This window comes from Tabrizicola sp. M-4 (genome assembly GCF_051132405.1).
GTDB lineage: Bacteria > Pseudomonadota > Alphaproteobacteria > Rhodobacterales > Rhodobacteraceae > Paragemmobacter.
In genome coordinates, this window is record NZ_CP128606.1 from 2,294,124 (window position 1) to 2,311,924 (window position 17,801).

The window sequence follows — 17,801 nt, forward strand, 5'->3', positions numbered from 1 at the left end:
GCGCGGGACCATGACCCAGCGCATTACCCTCCGCCGCCCCGATGACTGGCACCTCCATCTGCGCGACGGCGCGATGCTGAAGGGCGTTCTGCCCGAAAGCGCGCGCCACTTCGCCCGCGCCATCATCATGCCGAACCTCGTGCCCCCGGTCGTGACGGGCGCGCAGGCCGCAGCCTACCGCGACCGCATCCTCGCGGCCCTGCCTGAAGGCATGCACTTCCAGCCCCTGATGACACTCTACCTGACCGAGGGCACCGATCCCGACGATGTCGCCGCCGCCCATGCAGAAGGCATCGTTACTGCGGTGAAGCTCTACCCCGCCGGGGCCACCACCAATTCCCATTCCGGCGTGCGCGACATCGAGAAGGTGATCCCCGTCCTGGAACGCATGGCAGAAATCGGCCTGCCCCTTTGCGTCCATGGCGAGGTGACGGCACATGAGGTGGACATCTTCGACCGCGAGGCCGTCTTCATCGACACCGTCCTCGATCCTCTGCGCCGGCGCATCCCCGGCCTGCGCGTGGTGATGGAACATATCACCACCGAGGAGGGCGTGGCCTATGCCCGCGCGGGCGGCGACAACCTCGGTGCCACGATCACCACGCATCACCTGATCATCAACCGCAACCACATCCTCGCGGGCGGGATCAAGCCGCATTACTACTGCCTCCCGGTGGCAAAGCGGGAAAAGCACCGCCTCGCGCTCCGCGCCGCCGCCACCTCGGGCGATCCCCGCTTTTTCCTCGGCACGGACAGCGCGCCGCATGTCGACGCGCTGAAGGAACACGCCTGCGGCTGCGCGGGCTGCTTCACCGCAACGAACACGATGCAGCTCCTCGCCCATGTCTTCGAGGAGGAAGGCGCGCTCGACCGGCTCGAGGCTTTCAGCAGCCTGAACGGCCCGCGCTTCTACGGCCTGCAGCCCAATACGGACAGCATCACCCTCACCAAGGGAGCCCCCGCCCAATGGCCCGCCAAGATCCTCACCGAGGCAGGCCCCGTCACCGTCTTCGATCCCGGCTTTCCCGTGCATTGGCACGTGGAGGCCTGACGCCCCGAAAAACCTTCGCCAAGACCCTTGGCCCCCACCGCCGCGCCGAAGAATTTTCGGCGAAAATTCTTCTCCCCGCCGACAGGAGCCGCCCATGATCCCCACCGCCTTCCCGCCGAAAGAGGAAATCGCCCGCCTCACCGCCCGCGCATTGCTGGAGATCAAGGCTGTCCACTTCAACGCCGCGACACCCTTCACGCTGGCCTCCGGCCTGCCCTCTCCCACCTATATCGATTGCCGCAAGCTGATCAGCTATCCGCGCATCCGCGCCACGCTGATGGACTTCCTTGCCGTCACCATCATGCGCGAGGCCGGGTTCGAGGCTTTCGACAACATCGCCGGCGGCGAAACCGCAGGCATCCCCTTCGCGGCACTGGTGGCGGAACGCCTCGCCCTGCCGATGACCTATGTCCGGAAAAAGCCCAAGGGCTATGGGCGCAACGCCCGCATCGAAGGCGCGATGACCGAAGGCCAGCGAGTCCTCCTCGTCGAGGATCTCACAACCGACGGCGGATCGAAACTCTCCTTCGTCGATGCGATCCGCGAAACGGGTGCCACCTGCGCCCATACCGCCGTCATCTTCTACTACGGCATCTTCCCCGAAACGACCCAGCGCCTCGCCGATCACGGCGTAGCACTGCACCACCTCTGCACCTGGTGGGACGTGCTGGCCGAGGCCCGCGCCTCTGCCGCCTTCGACCCGGCAACACTGGCCGAGGTGGAGGTCTTCCTCACCGATCCCCGCGCCTGGCAGGCCGCCCGCGCCAAGGTCTAGGGGGCAGCGCAGTTTCCTGTGGGCGGCCTTGTGGATGCTTTGTGCAGGACTCACCCGCGCAGGCGGCGAACAGCCCGCCCCTTTGGGCAGAGCCCGGACATTGCCCGCAAGATGTGGTAGCCTGGCGCTCGCGCGGGCGACTCGGCCCGCGCTTATCCACAGGGTTGTTCCCGCCTGTTCCCGCAGGCCGAACCGGGGCATATGCGACCCCGGCAGCAATGAACCGAGGCAGACATGACCGAAATCGCGACCCTCCGCCCCAATCTGCCCAGCGCCCCGCCGCAAGCAGAACCCGAGGCGCTTCCCCACAATATCGAGGCGGAACAGCAACTCCTCGGCGCGATCCTGACGAACAACGATGTCTATGACCGCATCGCCGCCCTCGTGAAGGCCGAACATTTCTATGACCCCGTCCATCAGCGGATCTATGAAAAGGCCGCCGCCCGCATCCAGAAGAACGCGCTTGCCTCCCCCGTCACCCTCAAACCCTTCTTCGAGGATGATGACGGGCTCAAGGAACTGGGCGGCCCCGCCTATCTCGTCCGCCTCGCCGGCGCCGCGATCTCCTCCTTCGCCGCCCGCGACTACGCCCAGATGATCTACGACCTCGCCGTCCGCCGCGAACTCATCTCCTTGGGCCGCGACATCGCCGCCAAGGCCGCCAAGGTCGACGTCATCTCCGAACCCCGCGAACAGATCACCGAGGCCGAACAGCACCTCTACAAGCTCGGCGAACAGGGCGTCGCCCAGCGCGGCTTCGTCTCCTTCCTCCGCGCCACGACCGAAGCCGTGAACTCCGCCAACGCCGCCTATCAGCGCGGCGGCGGCCTTGCCGGCATCTCCACCGGCCTCGTCGACCTCGACCGGAAACTCGGCGGCCTCCACCCCTCCGACCTCCTCATCCTCGCCGGGCGCCCCTCGATGGGGAAAACCTCGCTCGCCACCAACATCGCCTTCAACATCGCCAAGGCCTATCGCCGCGGCCGCACCCATGACGGGGGCGAAGGCGCGGTCGAAGGCGGCGTCGTGGGCTTCTTCTCCTTGGAAATGAGCAGCGAACAACTCGCCGCCCGTATCCTCTCCGAGGCCTCCGAAGTCCCCTCCGAACAGATCCGTCGCGGCGACATGACCGAAGAGGAGTTCCGCCGCTTCGTCGAGGCCGCGAAATCCCTCGAATCCTGCCCCCTCTACATCGACGACACCCCCGCTTTGCCCATCTCACAGGTCGCCGCCCGCGCCCGCCGCCTGAAACGCACCCACGGCCTCGACGTGCTTATGGTCGACTACCTCCAGCTCCTGAAGGGAACCTCCAAGGGCGAATCGAACCGCGTGCAGGAAGTCTCGGAAATCACTCAAGGCCTCAAGGCCATCGCCAAGGAACTCAACATCCCCGTCATCGCCCTGTCGCAGCTCTCGCGGACCGTCGAATCCCGCGACGACAAGCGTCCGCAACTGTCCGACCTGCGCGAATCCGGCTCCATCGAACAGGATGCCGACGTCGTCATGTTCGTCTATCGCGACGAATATTACCACGAACGCCTGAAGCCGCCGGAAGACGACCCCCGCTTCGCCGAATGGTACGAAAAGATGAACCGCGTCCACGGCAAGGCCGAAGTCATCATCGGCAAACAGCGCCATGGCCCCATCGGCACCGTCGAACTCAGCTTCGAAGGACGCTTCACCCGCTTCGGCAATCTCGCCCAGCCCTGGCAGGGCGACGGCGGCGGCTACTGAGGAAAGTCATGGACCTGCACCTGAAGGACAAGGTCGTCGTCGTCACCGGCGGCGGCCAGGGCATCGGCGGCGCCATCACCCGCCGTCTTGCCGAGGAAGGCGCCATCCCCGCCATCCTCGCCCGCCGCGCGCCAACCCCCGATTTCATGGCCGCGATCACCGCACTCCAGCCCAAGGCGGGCTTCGTGCAGGTCGATCTCGCAAATGACGACCAAATCCGCCACGCCGTGGACGCAGTCCACGCCCGCTGGGGGCAGGTCTACGGCCTCGTCAACAACGCGGGTACCAATGACGGCATCGACCTGAACGCCGGACCCGACGCCTTCCGCGCCTCGCTCAACCAGAACCTCGTCCACTACTACACGCTCACCCACCTCCTCCAGCACGACCTCCGCGCGCAGAAGGGGGCGATCGTTAACATCTCCTCCAAGACCGGCGTCACCGGCCAAGGCTCTACCTCAGCTTACGTCGCCGCCAAGGCCGCGCAACTGGGCCTCACCCGCGAATGGGCCGCCGCCTTCGCCCCGCATGGCGTCCGCGTCAACGCGGTGATCCCCGCCGAAGTCCTGACCCCCATGTATGACGCATGGCTCGACACCTTCCCCAACCGAGCCGAGAAACTGGCCGAGATCACGCGCCGCATCCCCCTCGGCCAGCGCATGACGCTCGACACCGAAATGGCCGACACCGTGGTCTTCACCCTCTCCCCCCGCGCGGGCCATACGACGGGCCAATGGCTCTTCGTCGATGGCGGCTATGTCCATCTCGACCGCGCCATGGCGGGCCTGCGCGACTGACGCGCCCTCCCCTTCGTCTCGGCCGCAAATACCCTCAAGGGGTGAATGGCGGCGCGGGAACCGCGCCGACAGAGGGGACGGAACGTCCCCTGACCACGGAGCCGGAGCGCGGAACGCGCGCAGGCGACAGGAAGGACCGGCGGCGCAAGCCGCTCCGCGAGATCACGCCTCGCCACCCCGTGATGACACTTCAGCCAGAATTCCCTTGACCGCAGCCCCGCCCCTGCCGAAAACCCCCGGACCATGGCCACAGCAACCCTCACCATCGACCTCGACGCCATCGCCGCCAACTGGCGCGCGTTGGATCGTCTTTCCGCCCCCGGCACCCAAACCGCCGCCGTCGTCAAGGCCGATGCCTATGGCTTGGGGATCGACCGCGTCGCCCCGGCCCTTGCCCGCGCAGGGGCCCGCCGCTTCTTCACCGCCGTGGCGGAGGAAGGCGCGCGCCTGCGCCAGATCCTCGGCCCCGGCCCGCAGATCGGCATCCTCGGCGGCCACATGGCGGGCGATACCGAGATGATCCACGATCTCGACCTCACGCCGATGCTCAACTCGCTGCAACAGGTCACCCGCCACCTCGAGTCGCTCCCCGGCCACCCCTTCGGCATCCAGCTCGACACCGGGATGAACCGGCTGGGCATGGAAGAGGCCGAATGGCGCGCCATCGCCCCCATCGTGCTGGGGGCGAAGCCTGAACTCGTCATGTCCCACCTCGCCTGCGCGGACGAACCCGACCACCCGATGAACCCCGCGCAACTCGCGCAATTCCACCGCATGACGGATGGCCTCGGCATCCCCCGCTCCTTCGCGGCAACGGGCGGCATCCTCCTCGGCCCCGACTACCATTTCGACCTCACCCGCCCCGGCATCGGCCTCTATGGCGGCCAGCCCTTCGCCGAAGGCCAGCCCACCGTCACCCTCTCCCTTCCCGTCATCCAGACGCGCGAAGTGGCGGCAGGCGAAACCGTGGGCTATGCCAATGCCTGGACGGCGGACCGGGCGACCACCGTCGCCACCCTGTCGGCAGGCTATGCCGACGGCCTGCCGCGGACGCTCTCGAACAAGGTGCATCTCTGGGATGTCGACACACCCGTCCCCCTGATCGGCCGCGTCTCGATGGACCTCATCACCGCCGACATAGGCCACCTCGCCAAAATCCCGCGCAGCCTCGACATCCTCGGCCCGCATCAGGGCGTGGACGACCTCGCCACCATCGCAGGCACCATCGGATACGAGATCCTCACCTCGCTCGGTCCCCGCTACGCCCGCCGCTATGTGACCCGTCAGGGGGGGCAGGCGTGACCGCGCTCACCGCGCCCCTTGCCGCCATCGGGCGGCCCGTGCTGGCGGCGCTGGCCGCCATCGGGCGCGTGGCCCTCTTCGCGGCCAACGTGATCGGCCACATCTTCCGCCCGCCTTTCTACCCGCGCGAATTCTTCCACGCACTCATGCAGATCGGCTGGTTCTCGCTTCCCGTCGTCGGGCTGACCGCCGTCTTCACCGGCGGCGCGCTCGCGTTGCAAATCTATTCCGGCGGCGCCCGCTTCAACGCCGAGGCGGTGGTCCCCTCCATCGTCGCCATCGGCATGGTGCGCGAACTCGGCCCCGTCTTGGGCGGCCTCATGGTTGCCGCCCGCGTCGCCTCCTCCATCGCGGCGGAAATCGGCACGATGAAGGTCACCGAACAGATCGACGCGCTGGTCACCCTCTCCACCAACCCGATCAAATACCTCGCCGTGCCGCGCGTGCTGGCCGCCACCCTGGCCGTCCCCGTCCTCGTCGCCGTGGGCGACGCCATCGGCATTGCGGGCGGTTGGCTCGTGGGGGTGAACCGCCTGGGCTTCAACTCCACCACCTACCTGCAGAACACGGTGGATTTCCTCGAAACATGGGACGTGGTCTCCGGCCTGTGGAAAGGGGCCGCCTTCGGCTTCATCGTGGCGCTGATGGGCTGCTATCACGGCATGAATTCCGGCCGCGGCGCGCAGGGGGTGGGGGCCGCCACCAAATCCGCCGTGGTGGGGGCCTCGGTCCTGATCCTCGCCGCCAATTACATCCTCACCGAACTCTTCTTCTCCGCATGATCGACCTTCAGGACGTCACCAAGACCTTCGGCAAGAACCGTGTGCTGCGCGGGGTCAACCTGACCGTCCCCTCGGGGCAGAGCATGGTGATCATCGGCGGTTCCGGCACCGGGAAATCGGTGCTGCTGAAATGCATCCTCGGTCTCGTACGCCACGATGCGGGCTCCATCACCCTCGACGGGCAGGATGTCACAAGGGCCGACCGCGACGCCTTCCTCGCCCGTTTCGGGATGCTCTTCCAAGGCGGCGCGCTCTTCGACTCCCTCCGCGTCTGGGAAAACGTCGCCTTCCGGCTGATGCGCGGCCCCGCCAAACGGCCAAAGGCCGAGGCCCGCGAAATCGCCATCGAAAAACTCCGCCGCGTCGGCCTGAAACCCGAAACCGCCGACCTCTTCCCCGCCGAACTCTCGGGCGGCATGCAGAAACGCGTGGGCCTCGCCCGCGCCATCGCGGCGGAGCCCGAGATCATCTTCTTCGACGAACCCACCACCGGGCTCGACCCGATCATGGCCGGCGTCATCAACGACCTGATCCGCGAGATCGTGACCGAGATGGGCGCCACGGCCATGACCATCACCCATGACATGACCTCGGTCCGCGCCATCGCCGACCGCGTGGCCATGCTGCATGACGGCGTGATCCAGTGGACAGGGCCCATTGCCGACCTCGACACCACCCCCGACCCCTACGTCCAGCAATTCATCCACGGCCGGGCAACCGGCCCCATCGCCGCGGTGCGCTGATGGACGACTGGATCGGGCAGGCATTGGCGACCCTCTCCGCCTCTCCTGCCGTGCGGGGCCTCGTGACCGCCGTTCCCGCCACCATCGCGGTCGCGGCCATCGCGGGCTGGCGGCAAAGAGTCGAGGGGGCCCCGCCTCTTGCCGTCTTCGCCATCGCCTTCTGCTTCTGGCTCGTGCTGCCATGGCGCCCGGCGCAGATCGAGTTGCAACAGACCAGCCTCGTCTTCTCCATGCTGTGCTGGTTCTGGCTGGTCTGGGCATGGGGCAAACATGTGCTGGGCGATTGGCCCGCCCCCATCTGGGGCCACTGGATCGTGGGAACCCTGCTCTGGGTGCTGCCCGCCACCATGGTCTTCACACTCTTTTTCGGCTGATTGTTTCGTAATCCGGCACAATCCGCAGGCGGCAATCCGATTGCCCGCGAACCTGATGACATAATCCGAAAACCGTTGCCGAATCTGTCCTTGCTCGGATTTCCTGTGATCGTGGTTAAAGAGTGTCCCGGTTTCCGCCCATGTCCCCATCGCTGCCCAACAGCCTGCAGCGCGCGCTCCGTTCCGCGCAAAGCCTCGCCCACGGCCTTCTGGTCCTTCTCGCCCTCACAGCCGTCGCCTTCTGCCTGCTCGCCGCGACAGGCCACCTGTCTTGGCTGCAGCTTCCCCTCCGCTTCGGCACGACCGAGATCGCGCAATCCGGCATCTGGGCACAGATCGCGCTCACCGCGCTCCTTTGCCTTATGTGCCTCTTCCTTCCCGCCAATACCCGCATGGCCCGGCTGGAACGCAGCCACCGCTCCTTCGCCATGGGGCTGGAGGATGTGGCCCATGCCTACCGCCTCGCCCATGCCGCCGACCGCGCCGGGGTCTTCGCCCTGTCGGGCGAATTCGAAGCCATGCGCGCCCGCCTTGCCCATCTGCGCAACCACCCCGACCTCGGGCAGTTGGAACCCGAACTCCTGCAACTCGCCGCGCAGATGAGCTTCCAGACCCGCGACCTCGCCCGCACCTATTCCGACGACCGCGTCGCCCGTGCCCGGCTCTTCCTGCAACAGCGCCAAGAGGAGGTGACCGCGCTCACCGACCGCATCACCCTCGCCCGCCAGACCGTCGACGAACTTCGCCGCTGGCTCACGGATATCGAGGCGGAAGAGCGTCAGGCCGAACTGCACATCAAACGGCTGGAGGCGGACCTGCGCGAGATCCTGCCCCAAATCGGCTATGCGATGGAGCCGGAGGAAAGCCGCGATGCCACGGTCGTCCAACTCCCGAAACCGGGGAAATGACCGGGGCGTAGAACGTGCCCCAAACCACCGCAGCACCCAGCCCCCCGCAAGCGCCTGTCGCCCCCCACCCCGCCCAAGCCTGCCCCTCGCGGAAGGTCCCGAAGCGGCCTTGAACCGTCCACCCCCAACCGCTACCAGAAGGGCATGAGCAAATCCGCCCCCGCCTTCACCTGCACCGCCTGCGGCGCGGTCCACCGCAAATGGGCAGGCAAATGCGATGCCTGCGGGGCCTGGAATTCCATCGTGGAAGAGGCCCCTCTCTCCACCGGCCCCAAATCCCTTGGTGCCAAGGGCAAGACCATCCCCCTCACCGACCTCGCCACAGAAGAGGCCCCGCCCCCCCGCGCCGCATCGGGCATGGATGAACTCGACCGCGTCCTCGGCGGCGGCCTTGTCCCCGCCTCCGCCATCCTCGTCGGCGGCGATCCCGGCATCGGCAAATCCACCCTGCTGCTGCAGGCCACCGCCAGCTTCGCCCGTCGCGGCCTCAAATGCCTCTACATCTCCGGCGAAGAGGCCTCGGCCCAAGTCCGCATGCGCGCCCAACGCCTCGGCCTCTCCGACGCCCCCGTCGCCCTCGGCGCGGAAACAGCGCTCCGCGACATCCTGACGACGCTGGATGCCGAACGCCCCCAACTCGCCATCATCGACTCGATCCAGACCATGTGGCTCGACACGGTCGAGGCCGCCCCCGGCTCCGTCTCCCAGGTGCGCGCCGCCGCGCATGAGCTTGTCACCTTCGCCAAACGGCGCGGCGTGGCCATCATCCTCGTCGGCCATGTTACGAAGGAAGGCCAGATCGCCGGTCCCCGCGTCGTCGAACACATGGTCGATACCGTCCTCTATTTCGAAGGCGAACGCGGCCACCAGTTCCGCATCCTCCGCGCCGTCAAGAACCGCTTCGGCCCCGCCGATGAAATCGGCGTGTTCGAAATGACGGGCGACGGCCTTGCACAGGTCACCAACCCCTCCGCCCTTTTCCTGTCGGACCGTGGCCAGTCCACCCCCGGCTCCGCCGTCTTCGCAGGCATCGAAGGCACGCGCCCGGTGCTCACCGAAATTCAGGCCCTCGTCGCCCCCTCCAACCTCGGCACCCCCCGCCGTACCGTGGTGGGCCTCGATTCCGGCCGCCTCTCCACCATCCTCGCCGTGCTCGAGGCCCGCTGTGGCATCCCCTTCGCGGGCCTCGACGTCTTCCTCAACGTCGCGGGCGGCATGCGCGTCTCCGAACCCGCCGCCGACCTTGCCGTCGCCGCTGCCCTCCTTTCCGCGCGCGAAGACGTGGCCCTTCCCCCCGACATGGTCCTTTTCGGCGAAATATCCCTCTCCGGGGCGCTGCGCCCGGTGGGCCAGACCGAAAACAGGTTGAAAGAAGCCTCGAAACTTGGTTTCTCACAGGCGATTGCGCCGGACCGCTCCAAGATCGGGGTGGAAACGGGGATGCGGGTGCGTCAGATGCCCGACCTCACGGCCTTCGTGGGCGAAATGTTCGGGGCAGGCTGAAGAACCCCGGCAGGGACAGGAGCAGGACGGCACATGGAAGGTTTCACCCTGATCGACGCGGTCGTTGCCGGCGTCATCGTGCTTTCGGCGATCCTCGCCTACAGCCGCGGCTTCGTGCGCGAGGCCATGGCCATCGTCGGCTGGATCGGCGCGGCACTCGTGGCTTTCCTCTTCGCAGCCCCCGTGCAACCGCTCGTCAAGGAACTCCCCGTCGTGGGCGAATTCCTCGGCGACAGTTGCGAACTCTCGGTCATCGCGGCCTTCGCCGTGGTCTTTGCCGCAGCCCTCATCGTGGCCTCGCTCTTCACCCCCCTGTTGTCCTCTGCCATTCACCGCACCGCCCTCGGCGGGCTTGACCAAGGCTTGGGCTTCCTCTTCGGCGTGGCGCGCGGCGTCCTTCTCGTCGCCGTTGCCTTCCTCGTCTATGATCGCGCGGTGGCAGCCAACGCCATCCCCATGGTGGATGACAGCCGCTCGGCCAAGGTCTTCGCCACCTTCCAGGACAATCTCGACGCGCAGGTGCCGACCGATGCCCCCGGCTGGATCGTCGCCCGCTACAACGACCTCACGCAGGTCTGCGTCGCCGGGGACGCCCCGGTCGAGGCAGCCCCCGCCACCTCCGGCTGATCCGCACCATCGCCCTGCGCCCCCGCACCCGCCGCGCTGCGGCAAAGGGGCGTGACTTCCCTGTCACAAAGCTCTAGATCACTCCCATCCTCTTCCACGGATTCGGAGGCCCCATGCGCCCCTTCCTCTCGCACCCCTTCGATGATGACAAATTGAAGGAGGAATGCGGCGTGTTCGGCGTCATCGGCATGGCCGATGCGTCAAGCTTCGTGGCCCTCGGCCTCCACGCGCTGCAACATCGCGGGCAAGAGGCGGGGGGGATCGTGTCCTACGATCCCGAACAGGGTTTCAACTCCGCTCGCCGCTTCGGCTATGTCCGGGACAACTTCACCAAGGCCGATGTCATGGCCACCCTGCCCGGCGAACTCGCCATCGGCCATGTCCGCTACTCCACCGCAGGATCCAAGGGCTCCACCGCCATCCGCGACGTGCAGCCCTTCTTCGGCGAATTCTCCATGGGCGGCGCCGCCATCGCCCATAACGGCAACCTGACCAATGCCGCAGCCCTCCGCCGCGAACTGATCGAACGCGGCTCGATCTTCCAATCCTCCTCCGACAGCGAATGCATCATCCACCTCATGGCGCGGTCGATCCAGAAGACGATCCCCGAACGCATCAAGGACGCGCTCCGCCGCGTCGAAGGCGCCTTCTCCGTCGTCGCAATGACGCGCACCAAACTCATCGGCGTGCGCGATCCCCTCGGTGTCCGCCCCCTCGTCCTCGGCCGCATCGGCGATCACGGCTGGGCGCTCTCGTCGGAAACCTGCGCGCTCGACATCATCGGCGCCGAATTCATCCGCGAGATCGACCCCGGCGAAATGGTGGTGATCGAGAACAACAAGGTGGAAAGCTTCCGCCCCTTCTCCCCCGCCAAATCGCGGTTCTGCATCTTCGAACATGTCTATTTCTCTCGCCCCGACAGCATCCTCGGCGGCCGCTCGGTCTATGAAACCCGCCGCCAGATCGGCGTGGAACTGGCACGCGAAGCGCCCGTCGAGGCCGATCTCGTCTGCCCCGTCCCCGACAGCGGCACCCCCGCCGCCATCGGCTTCGCCGCCGAAAGCGGCATCCCCTTCGGCCTTGGCATCACGCGCAACCAGTATATGGGCCGCACCTTCATCGAACCGACCGAACAGATCCGCAACATGGGCGTGCGGCTGAAACTCAACGTCAACCGCGCCCTGATCAAGGGCAAGCGGGTCATCCTCGTCGACGACTCGGTCGTGCGCGGCACCACCTCGCGCAAGATCAAGGACATGATCCTCGACGCGGGCGCGGCCGAAGTGCATTTCCGCATCGCCTCTCCCCCCACCGCATGGCCCTGCTTCTATGGCGTGGATACGCCCGAACGTGAAAAACTCCTCGCCGCGACGATGTCAGAGGACGAAATGCGGGACTGGATCGGCGTCGACAGCCTGAAATTCATCTCGCTCAACGGCCTCTACCGCGCCGCGGGCGAGGCGGCGGGTCGCGACCCCGCCAATCCGCGCTATTGCGATGCCTGCTTCTCCGGCGACTACCCCGTTGCCCCCTCCGACAAGATCGAAGAGGGCTTCCAGATGAAGGCCGCCCAGTGACGACGGACGGCGCAGCGGCGGTCGAGGCCTTCCTCGCCGCCCTGCCCCCCGATCAGCAGGCTGCGCTCCGCGCCCTGCGTGCCACCATCGCCCGCTTCCTGCCCGATCACGTCGAATGCATGAGCTACGCCATGCCCGGCTTCCGCCAGCCGGGGGTCAAGGGCAGGATGATCGCAGGCTACGCCGCCTTCCGCCGCCACTTGGGCCTCTATTCCCATTCCGGCACCATAATCCCCACCCTCGATTGCCGCCCCTTCAAGACCTCCAAATCCGGCATCCTCTTTACCCCCGCCACTCCATTGCCCGACACCCTCGTCGAAACCATCCTCCGCGCCCGTCAGGCCGAAATCGCCACAGCCCTCCGCCCCTGACCACGGCTTGCCCCTTCATCCGTTCTCAAATATCCCACGGGGGCCTTCCACCTAGTCACCACCGGTTAAGGACCGGTGGCGGGCGGGTGTGAAACCCCCGGTTCCGCCGCTACAGGAAAGACCACCCCATGACCCAGAAGATCGCCCTCGTCACCGGCGCCTCGCGCGGCCTCGGGTCGGCCATGGCCGAACAACTCGCCCTGCGCGGCTGGCATGTCGTCGCCGTCGCCCGCACGGTGGGCGGGCTCGAGGAACTGGATGACCGCGTCAAGGCCGCCCGCCTCCCCGGCGCGGGCGCGCTCACCCTCGCCCCGATGGACGTCACCAATGACGATGCCATGCGTCACCTCTGCCGGTCCATCCATGACCGTTGGGGTCATCTCGACCTCTGGGTCCACACGGCCATCCACGCCGCCCCCCTCGCCCCCATGGGCAGCCTCGACGCGAAGGATTGGGAGAAGTCCATCGCCACCAACACCCGCGCCACGGGCCTCCTGATCCCGATGGTGGAACCGCTCCTGCACGCCGCCCCCGATGGTGGCACAGCCTTCTTCCCCGATGACCCCAAGGGTGGCGAAAAGTTCCACGGCGCCTATGGCGCGACCAAGGCCGCGCAGATGGCACTTGCCCGCTCTTGGCAGGCCGAGGCCACCAGACACGGCCCCCGTGTCGTGATCGCGGAACCCGCGGCGATGCCCACCGCCACACGCGCCCGCTTCCACCCCGGCGAAGATCGCGCCAAATTGGCCGATATCCGCAGCGAGGCAAGCCGTCTCCTCGACCTGATCTGACAGGCGCCACAAACTGACATGTCAGTTTGTCCTTGCCCCCGCAGTCCGCATCCGCTTGACTGGCAGGGACAGGGATAAGGGATCATCGCACCATGCGCCTCGCCGGAAAGACCGCCTTCTGCACCGCCTCCGGAGCCGGGATCGGCCTTGCCACCGTCCGCGCCTTCAAGGCCGAAGGCGCCCGCGTGATCGCCACCGACATCAGCAACAAGGCCGTCGAGGATCTCCGGGCCGAGGGGTTCGAGGCGCACCGCCTCGACGTCACCGATGCCGCCGCCGTGGCCAGCATGGCAAAGGCGACAGGCCCGGTCGACATCCTCTTCAACTGCGCGGGCTTCGTCCATGCGGGCACCATCCTCGACTGCGAGGAGAAGGATTTCGACTTTTCATTCGAATTGAACGTCAAGGCGCTCTACCGCGTGACACGTGCCTTCCTGCCCGCGATGCTGGACAACGGCGGCGGCTCGATCGTCAACATCGCCTCGGTCGCCTCCTCGATCATCGCCGCCCCAAACCGCTTCGTCTACGGCGCGACCAAGGCCGCGGTGATCGGCATCACCAAGTCGGTGGCAGCCGACTACGTGACGAGGGGCATCCGCTGCAACGCGATCTGCCCCGCGACGGTCGAATCCCCATCCTTGGAACAACGGATGCGCGCGCAAGGCGATTACGAGGCCGCCCGCGCGGCCTTCATCGCGCGCCAACCCATGGGCCGGATCGGCCAGCCCGAGGAGATTGCCCATCTGGCCGTCTACCTCGCCTCGGACGAAGCGGCCTTCCTGACCGGGCAGGCCATCAGCATCGATGGCGGCTGGACGAACGTCTAGCCCGGGCGGCCCCGCCGCCCACGAAGATTTTTCGTACGAAGAATTTTCGTCCCTCACACCGCCGCCAGCCCCTCTTCGATACCCGCCCACAGCGCCTCGACCGGCTCCACGCCGATCGACAGCCGCAGGAACCCCTCCGGCACCGCATCGCCCCAACGCGCGCGGCGTTCCCCCGCGCTGTGGGTCGACCCGAAGCTGGTCGTCCGCGCCATATAGGGGCAAGCAGCAAGAAAGCGCTCTGCCGCCTCGGCACTTTCCAGAACCATCCCGATCAGGAAGCCGAAACCCCGCGCCTGCCGTGCCATGACCGCATGCGAGGGATCGTCCGGCAGCCCCGGATAGCGCAGCCCCCCGACCTTGGGATGCGCAGCCAGCCGCTCCGCGATCACCTGCGCGCTCGCGCACATCCGCGTCATCCGCAATTCCAGCGTCTCGACCCCCCGATGCACCAGCCAGGCCTCGAAGGCCCCCGGCACCGCACCCGACAGCTTCCGCCAATCCCGCACCCGCGCCATCAGCCCGGCATCATGGCCCGCGACATGACCGAACAGCACATCCGAATGCCCTCCCGGCGCCTTGGTGTCCGCCGCGACCACGAGATCGGCCCCGAGGTCGAGCGGCCGCTGCAACACCGCCGTCAGCGTCGTGTTGTCGACGATCACCCGCGCCCCTGCCGCCTTGGCACGCGCGGCGACGGCGGCGATGTCGCAGGCATCCAGACCGGGATTGGACGGCGTCTCGACATAGACGATCCCCGCCCCGGTGAAATCGGCCTCGGCCATGGCCACCGTCGGCACATAGTCCAGCGTCACGCCAAAGGGGCGCAGAAATCCTTCGGCGAACAGCCGCACCGTGTAATACCCGTCCGAGGGCAGCACGACCCGCTGGCCTGGCGTGACGGCGGCGAACAACGCCGCAGAAATCGCCGCCATGCCCGACGGAAAGCTGATGCAGGGCGCACCTTCGAGGACGGCAAGCTGCGCCTCCACCTCTTCCCATGTCGGCATCGACATGCGGCCATAAAGGAAGCCGCCCACATCGCTGCGCGGCAGATGATAGGTCGCGGCGCTCACCAGCGGCGGCGTGACCGGATCCCCCTGTTCCAGCCGCGCCGCGCGATGGTGCAGCAGATCGGCAAAACGGCGGTCGTCATCGGGGTGGTTCGTCATCGCGCAGGTCTCCTTTGTGCCGACCCTTTCCCGGCAGCAGACGGAATGCAAGACGGGACGTGGCGCGGGATGGAAAGACCCGGGGGCGCTTCGCCCCCCGGACCCCCAGAGGATATTTGGAAACGGATGAAGCCGGCTATTCCAGACGTGCCGGGAAGCCCGCCGCCCGCAGATCGGTGCCCAGCGCATCCTCCAGAAGCTTCACGATCTGCGTCGACTGCGCCGTCCCGCCATAGACCGCCTTGCCCTTCATGAAGGTCTGGTTGGTCAGCGACGCAAGGTCCAGAGGCACTCCGAATTCCTTCCCGAACCCCATCGCGAACCCAAGATCCTTCAGCGCCAGATCCATCGTGAAGGCGATGTCATAGGACCCGTTCAGGATCAGCTGCCCCTCCGTCTCATGCACGAAGGACGTCCCCGAAGACGCCGTGATCGCCTCCCAGGCCGTCTTCAGGTCCAGCCCCCCGCGCTTGGCCAGCATCAACGCCTCCCCATCCGCCACCAGATGGATGAAGGCCAGCATGTTGGTGATCACCTTGATGATCGCCGCCGATCCCAGCGGCCCCATATGGAAGATGCGCTTCCCGATCGCCTGCAAGGCGGGCCGATGCATCTCGAACAGGTCCGCATCGCCCCCCACCAGCACGGTGATTTCGCCCCGCGCCGCCAGATGCACGCCGCCCGTGACCGGAGCCTCCAGAAGACGCACGCCCCCCGTCCGCGCCAGCCCCGCCAGCCGCAGGATATCCTCGCGCCCCAGCGTGGAATTCTCGATCCAGGTCGCCCCCGGCTTCATCGCCGTCAGCAACTGCGCCAGCACCGCCTCCGACACCGCGGGCGAGGGCAGGCATGTGAAGACATGGTCCACCTGCTCCGCCACCTCGGCGGGCGAGGCCGCGACCTTCGCCCCCATCGCCCGATGCCGCTCGGCCAGCGACGCATTGCGGTCATGCACCACGACCTCATGCCCCGCGCGGATCAGGCTCGCCGCCAGATGCCCGCCAAGGTTCCCAAGCCCCACATACCCGTATTTCATGCCTTACGCCCCATGCCCGACAAGCGCCTTGACCTCGCAGAAGTCATGGATGCCCCAATCCGCATATTCCCGCCCGTTCCCCGACTGCTTGTAGCCGCCGAAGGGCGCGAAAGTGTCCCATGCCGGATAGTTCAGGTTCACCTGCCCCGCCCTGAGCCGCCGCCCGACCGCGATGGCCTCCTCCGGCGCGCCCTGCACATAGGCGGCCAACCCATAGACCGTGTCATTCGCCATCGCGACCGCCTGATCGACCGTGTCATAGCCGATCACCGACAGGACAGGCCCGAAGATCTCCTCCCGCGCGATGGTCATGTCATTCGTCACATGGCCGAACACCGTGGGCCGCGCGAACCAGCCGCGATTGACGCCGACCGGACGCCCGACACCGCCCGTCACCAACGTCGCCCCCTCGTCGATCCCCTTCTGGATCAACCCCTGCACCTTGTCGAATTGCAGCTTGGAAATCAGCGGCCCCATCGTCACCGCAGGGTCCTGCGGATCGCCCACGACCACGGCCTCCGCCGCCTCCTTCGCCACGGCCAGCGCCTCGTCCATCCGCGCCGCAGGCACGAACATCCGCGTCGGCGCGTCACAGGACTGCCCGGTATTGCCGAAGCACCCCTCCACCCCCGCCGCCACCGCCGCCGCAAGGTCAGCAGACGGCAGGATGATGTTCGCCGACTTCCCCCCCAACTCCTGCGCCACCCGCTTTACCGTCGGCGCAGCGGCCGTCGCCACCTGCACCCCTGCCCGCGTGGACCCGGTAAAGGACACCATGTCCACCTCAGGGTGAGACGACATCCGCGCCCCCACCTCCGGCCCCGTCCCGTTCACCATGTTGAACACGCCCGCCGGAACCCCCGCCGCATGGCAGACTTCCGCGAACAAAACGCCCGACAAGGGCGCGATCTCGGACGGCTTCAGCACCATCGTGCACCCCGCCGCCAGCGCAGGCCCGACCTTGCAGGCGATCTGGTTCATCGGCCAGTTCCACGGCGTGATCAGCGCGCAGACCCCGATCCCCTCGCGGATCAGCAGAGTATCCCCGCGCATCTCCTCCCAGTGGAATTCCTTAGCCGCCTTGATGGTGCTTTCCAGATGCACCTGCCCCGCCCAGGCCTGCGCCTCGCGCGCCCAGGCCATCGGCGCCCCCATCTCGGTCGACATGGCAACGGCGAATTCCTCATACCGACGGTTATACTCCGCCAGCACCGCCTCCAGCAGCGCGATCCGATCCGCCGCCTTCCAGCCGGAGAACCCGTCGAAGGCCGCCCGCGCCGCCGCAATCGCGCGGTCCGCATCGGCAACAGACCCCAGCGCCACCTGTGCCACGATCTCCTCCGTCGCAGGGTTCTCCACCCCCATCATGGTCCCGCCCAAGGGCGCCACCCATTCCCCGTTGATGTAGAACTTCGACAGGTTCGCGTAAGTCAT

Annotated in this window: 18 protein-coding genes; 15 read left to right on the top strand and 3 right to left on the bottom strand. The window is 67.1% G+C overall.

The genetic code is table 11. From position 1 onward, the window contains the following. Positions 1-10: 10 nt before the first annotated feature. The 15 genes from pyrC to TabM4_RS11355 all read left to right on the top strand — a co-directional run bounded on the left by pyrC (position 11) and on the right by TabM4_RS11355 (position 14,162). Positions 11-1,051, top strand: a complete 1,041-nt coding sequence (pyrC, locus tag TabM4_RS11285; RefSeq protein WP_434612339.1) for a dihydroorotase — start codon at positions 11-13, stop codon at positions 1,049-1,051. A 94-nt stretch (positions 1,052-1,145) separates the two neighbouring features. Then, positions 1,146-1,826 (top strand): orotate phosphoribosyltransferase, encoded by a 681-nt coding sequence (locus TabM4_RS11290; protein ID WP_434612341.1) that lies wholly within the window; start codon positions 1,146-1,148, stop codon positions 1,824-1,826. A gap of 234 nt (positions 1,827-2,060) precedes the next feature. Continuing rightward, entirely contained in the window at positions 2,061-3,560 is a 1,500-nt protein-coding gene (locus TabM4_RS11295; protein WP_434612343.1) for a replicative DNA helicase, read from the top strand. An 8-nt stretch (positions 3,561-3,568) separates the two neighbouring features. Continuing rightward, positions 3,569-4,357, top strand: coding sequence for an SDR family oxidoreductase (locus TabM4_RS11300; protein ID WP_434612345.1), 789 nt, complete (start codon positions 3,569-3,571; stop codon positions 4,355-4,357). A 243-nt stretch (positions 4,358-4,600) separates the two neighbouring features. Beyond that, positions 4,601-5,659, top strand: coding sequence for an alanine racemase (gene alr / locus TabM4_RS11305; RefSeq protein ID WP_434612347.1), 1,059 nt, complete (start codon positions 4,601-4,603; stop codon positions 5,657-5,659). Further along, positions 5,656-6,441, top strand: a complete 786-nt coding sequence (locus TabM4_RS11310) for an MlaE family ABC transporter permease (RefSeq protein WP_434612349.1) — start codon at positions 5,656-5,658, stop codon at positions 6,439-6,441. The genes alr and TabM4_RS11310 overlap by 4 nt, the downstream gene beginning before the upstream one ends. After that, positions 6,438-7,184, top strand: coding sequence for an ABC transporter ATP-binding protein (locus TabM4_RS11315; RefSeq protein ID WP_434612351.1), 747 nt, complete (start codon positions 6,438-6,440; stop codon positions 7,182-7,184). Before TabM4_RS11310 ends, TabM4_RS11315 begins: the two co-directional genes overlap by 4 nt. Then, positions 7,184-7,558: a hypothetical protein gene (locus tag TabM4_RS11320; RefSeq protein WP_434612353.1), complete on the top strand. Its 375-nt coding sequence runs from the start codon at positions 7,184-7,186 to the stop codon at positions 7,556-7,558. The genes TabM4_RS11315 and TabM4_RS11320 overlap by 1 nt, the downstream gene beginning before the upstream one ends. Positions 7,559-7,698: 140 nt before the next feature. After that, the gene (locus TabM4_RS11325; protein WP_434612355.1) at positions 7,699-8,466 is read left to right on the top strand and encodes a DNA repair protein; all 768 of its coding nucleotides are present in this window, start codon (positions 7,699-7,701) and stop codon (positions 8,464-8,466) included. A gap of 144 nt (positions 8,467-8,610) precedes the next feature. Next, on the top strand, positions 8,611-9,969 hold the full coding sequence (gene radA, locus TabM4_RS11330) for a DNA repair protein RadA (protein ID WP_434612357.1): 1,359 nt from the start codon (positions 8,611-8,613) through the stop codon (positions 9,967-9,969). 33 nt (positions 9,970-10,002) lie between these two features. Beyond that, the gene (locus TabM4_RS11335; protein WP_434612359.1) at positions 10,003-10,596 is read left to right on the top strand and encodes a CvpA family protein; all 594 of its coding nucleotides are present in this window, start codon (positions 10,003-10,005) and stop codon (positions 10,594-10,596) included. Between the two features lie 113 nt (positions 10,597-10,709). After that, a complete protein-coding gene (gene purF / locus TabM4_RS11340; RefSeq protein ID WP_434612361.1) occupies positions 10,710-12,173 on the top strand; it encodes an amidophosphoribosyltransferase in 1,464 nt (487 codons plus the stop codon). Further along, positions 12,170-12,544 carry an iron chaperone gene (locus tag TabM4_RS11345; protein WP_434612363.1) on the top strand — a complete coding sequence of 125 codons (375 nt, stop codon included), beginning with the start codon at positions 12,170-12,172 and terminating at the stop codon, positions 12,542-12,544. Before purF ends, TabM4_RS11345 begins: the two co-directional genes overlap by 4 nt. 128 nt (positions 12,545-12,672) lie before the next feature. Beyond that, complete coding sequence (locus tag TabM4_RS11350; protein WP_434612365.1) at positions 12,673-13,335, top strand: SDR family oxidoreductase; 663 nt, start codon at positions 12,673-12,675, stop codon at positions 13,333-13,335. Between the two features lie 92 nt (positions 13,336-13,427). Next, on the top strand, positions 13,428-14,162 hold the full coding sequence (locus TabM4_RS11355; protein WP_434612367.1) for an SDR family oxidoreductase: 735 nt from the start codon (positions 13,428-13,430) through the stop codon (positions 14,160-14,162). Between the two features lie 53 nt (positions 14,163-14,215). Here the strand turns inward: TabM4_RS11355 and TabM4_RS11360 are convergent, their stop codons facing one another. From TabM4_RS11360 to TabM4_RS11370, 3 genes are all read right to left on the bottom strand, one after another. Next, complete coding sequence (locus TabM4_RS11360) at positions 14,216-15,331, bottom strand: cystathionine gamma-lyase (protein WP_434612369.1); 1,116 nt, start codon at positions 15,329-15,331, stop codon at positions 14,216-14,218. Between the two features lie 136 nt (positions 15,332-15,467). Beyond that, positions 15,468-16,367 (bottom strand): NAD(P)-dependent oxidoreductase, encoded by a 900-nt coding sequence (locus TabM4_RS11365; protein WP_434612371.1) that lies wholly within the window; start codon positions 16,365-16,367, stop codon positions 15,468-15,470. Between the two features lie 3 nt (positions 16,368-16,370). Further along, complete coding sequence (locus TabM4_RS11370) at positions 16,371-17,801, bottom strand: aldehyde dehydrogenase family protein (protein WP_434612373.1); 1,431 nt, start codon at positions 17,799-17,801, stop codon at positions 16,371-16,373.

Bases quoted from the DNA above. Each gene is read 5' to 3' on its own strand.
- pyrC (WP_434612339.1), top strand. From the start codon at position 11: ATGACCCAGCGCATTACCCTCCGCCGCCCCGATGACTGGCACCTCCAT.
- TabM4_RS11290 (WP_434612341.1), top strand. From the start codon at position 1,146: ATGATCCCCACCGCCTTCCCGCCGAAAGAGGAAATCGCCCGCCTCACC.
- TabM4_RS11295 (WP_434612343.1), top strand. From the start codon at position 2,061: ATGACCGAAATCGCGACCCTCCGCCCCAATCTGCCCAGCGCCCCGCCG.
- TabM4_RS11300 (WP_434612345.1), top strand. From the start codon at position 3,569: ATGGACCTGCACCTGAAGGACAAGGTCGTCGTCGTCACCGGCGGCGGC.
- alr (WP_434612347.1), top strand. From the start codon at position 4,601: ATGGCCACAGCAACCCTCACCATCGACCTCGACGCCATCGCCGCCAAC.
- TabM4_RS11315 (WP_434612351.1), top strand. From the start codon at position 6,438: ATGATCGACCTTCAGGACGTCACCAAGACCTTCGGCAAGAACCGTGTG.
- TabM4_RS11320 (WP_434612353.1), top strand. From the start codon at position 7,184: ATGGACGACTGGATCGGGCAGGCATTGGCGACCCTCTCCGCCTCTCCT.
- TabM4_RS11325 (WP_434612355.1), top strand. From the start codon at position 7,699: ATGTCCCCATCGCTGCCCAACAGCCTGCAGCGCGCGCTCCGTTCCGCG.
- radA (WP_434612357.1), top strand. From the start codon at position 8,611: ATGAGCAAATCCGCCCCCGCCTTCACCTGCACCGCCTGCGGCGCGGTC.
- TabM4_RS11335 (WP_434612359.1), top strand. From the start codon at position 10,003: ATGGAAGGTTTCACCCTGATCGACGCGGTCGTTGCCGGCGTCATCGTG.
- purF (WP_434612361.1), top strand. From the start codon at position 10,710: ATGCGCCCCTTCCTCTCGCACCCCTTCGATGATGACAAATTGAAGGAG.
- TabM4_RS11350 (WP_434612365.1), top strand. From the start codon at position 12,673: ATGACCCAGAAGATCGCCCTCGTCACCGGCGCCTCGCGCGGCCTCGGG.
- TabM4_RS11355 (WP_434612367.1), top strand. From the start codon at position 13,428: ATGCGCCTCGCCGGAAAGACCGCCTTCTGCACCGCCTCCGGAGCCGGG.
- TabM4_RS11360 (WP_434612369.1), bottom strand. From the start codon at position 15,331: ATGACGAACCACCCCGATGACGACCGCCGTTTTGCCGATCTGCTGCAC.
- TabM4_RS11365 (WP_434612371.1), bottom strand. From the start codon at position 16,367: ATGAAATACGGGTATGTGGGGCTTGGGAACCTTGGCGGGCATCTGGCG.
- TabM4_RS11370 (WP_434612373.1), bottom strand. From the start codon at position 17,801: ATGACTTACGCGAACCTGTCGAAGTTCTACATCAACGGGGAATGGGTG.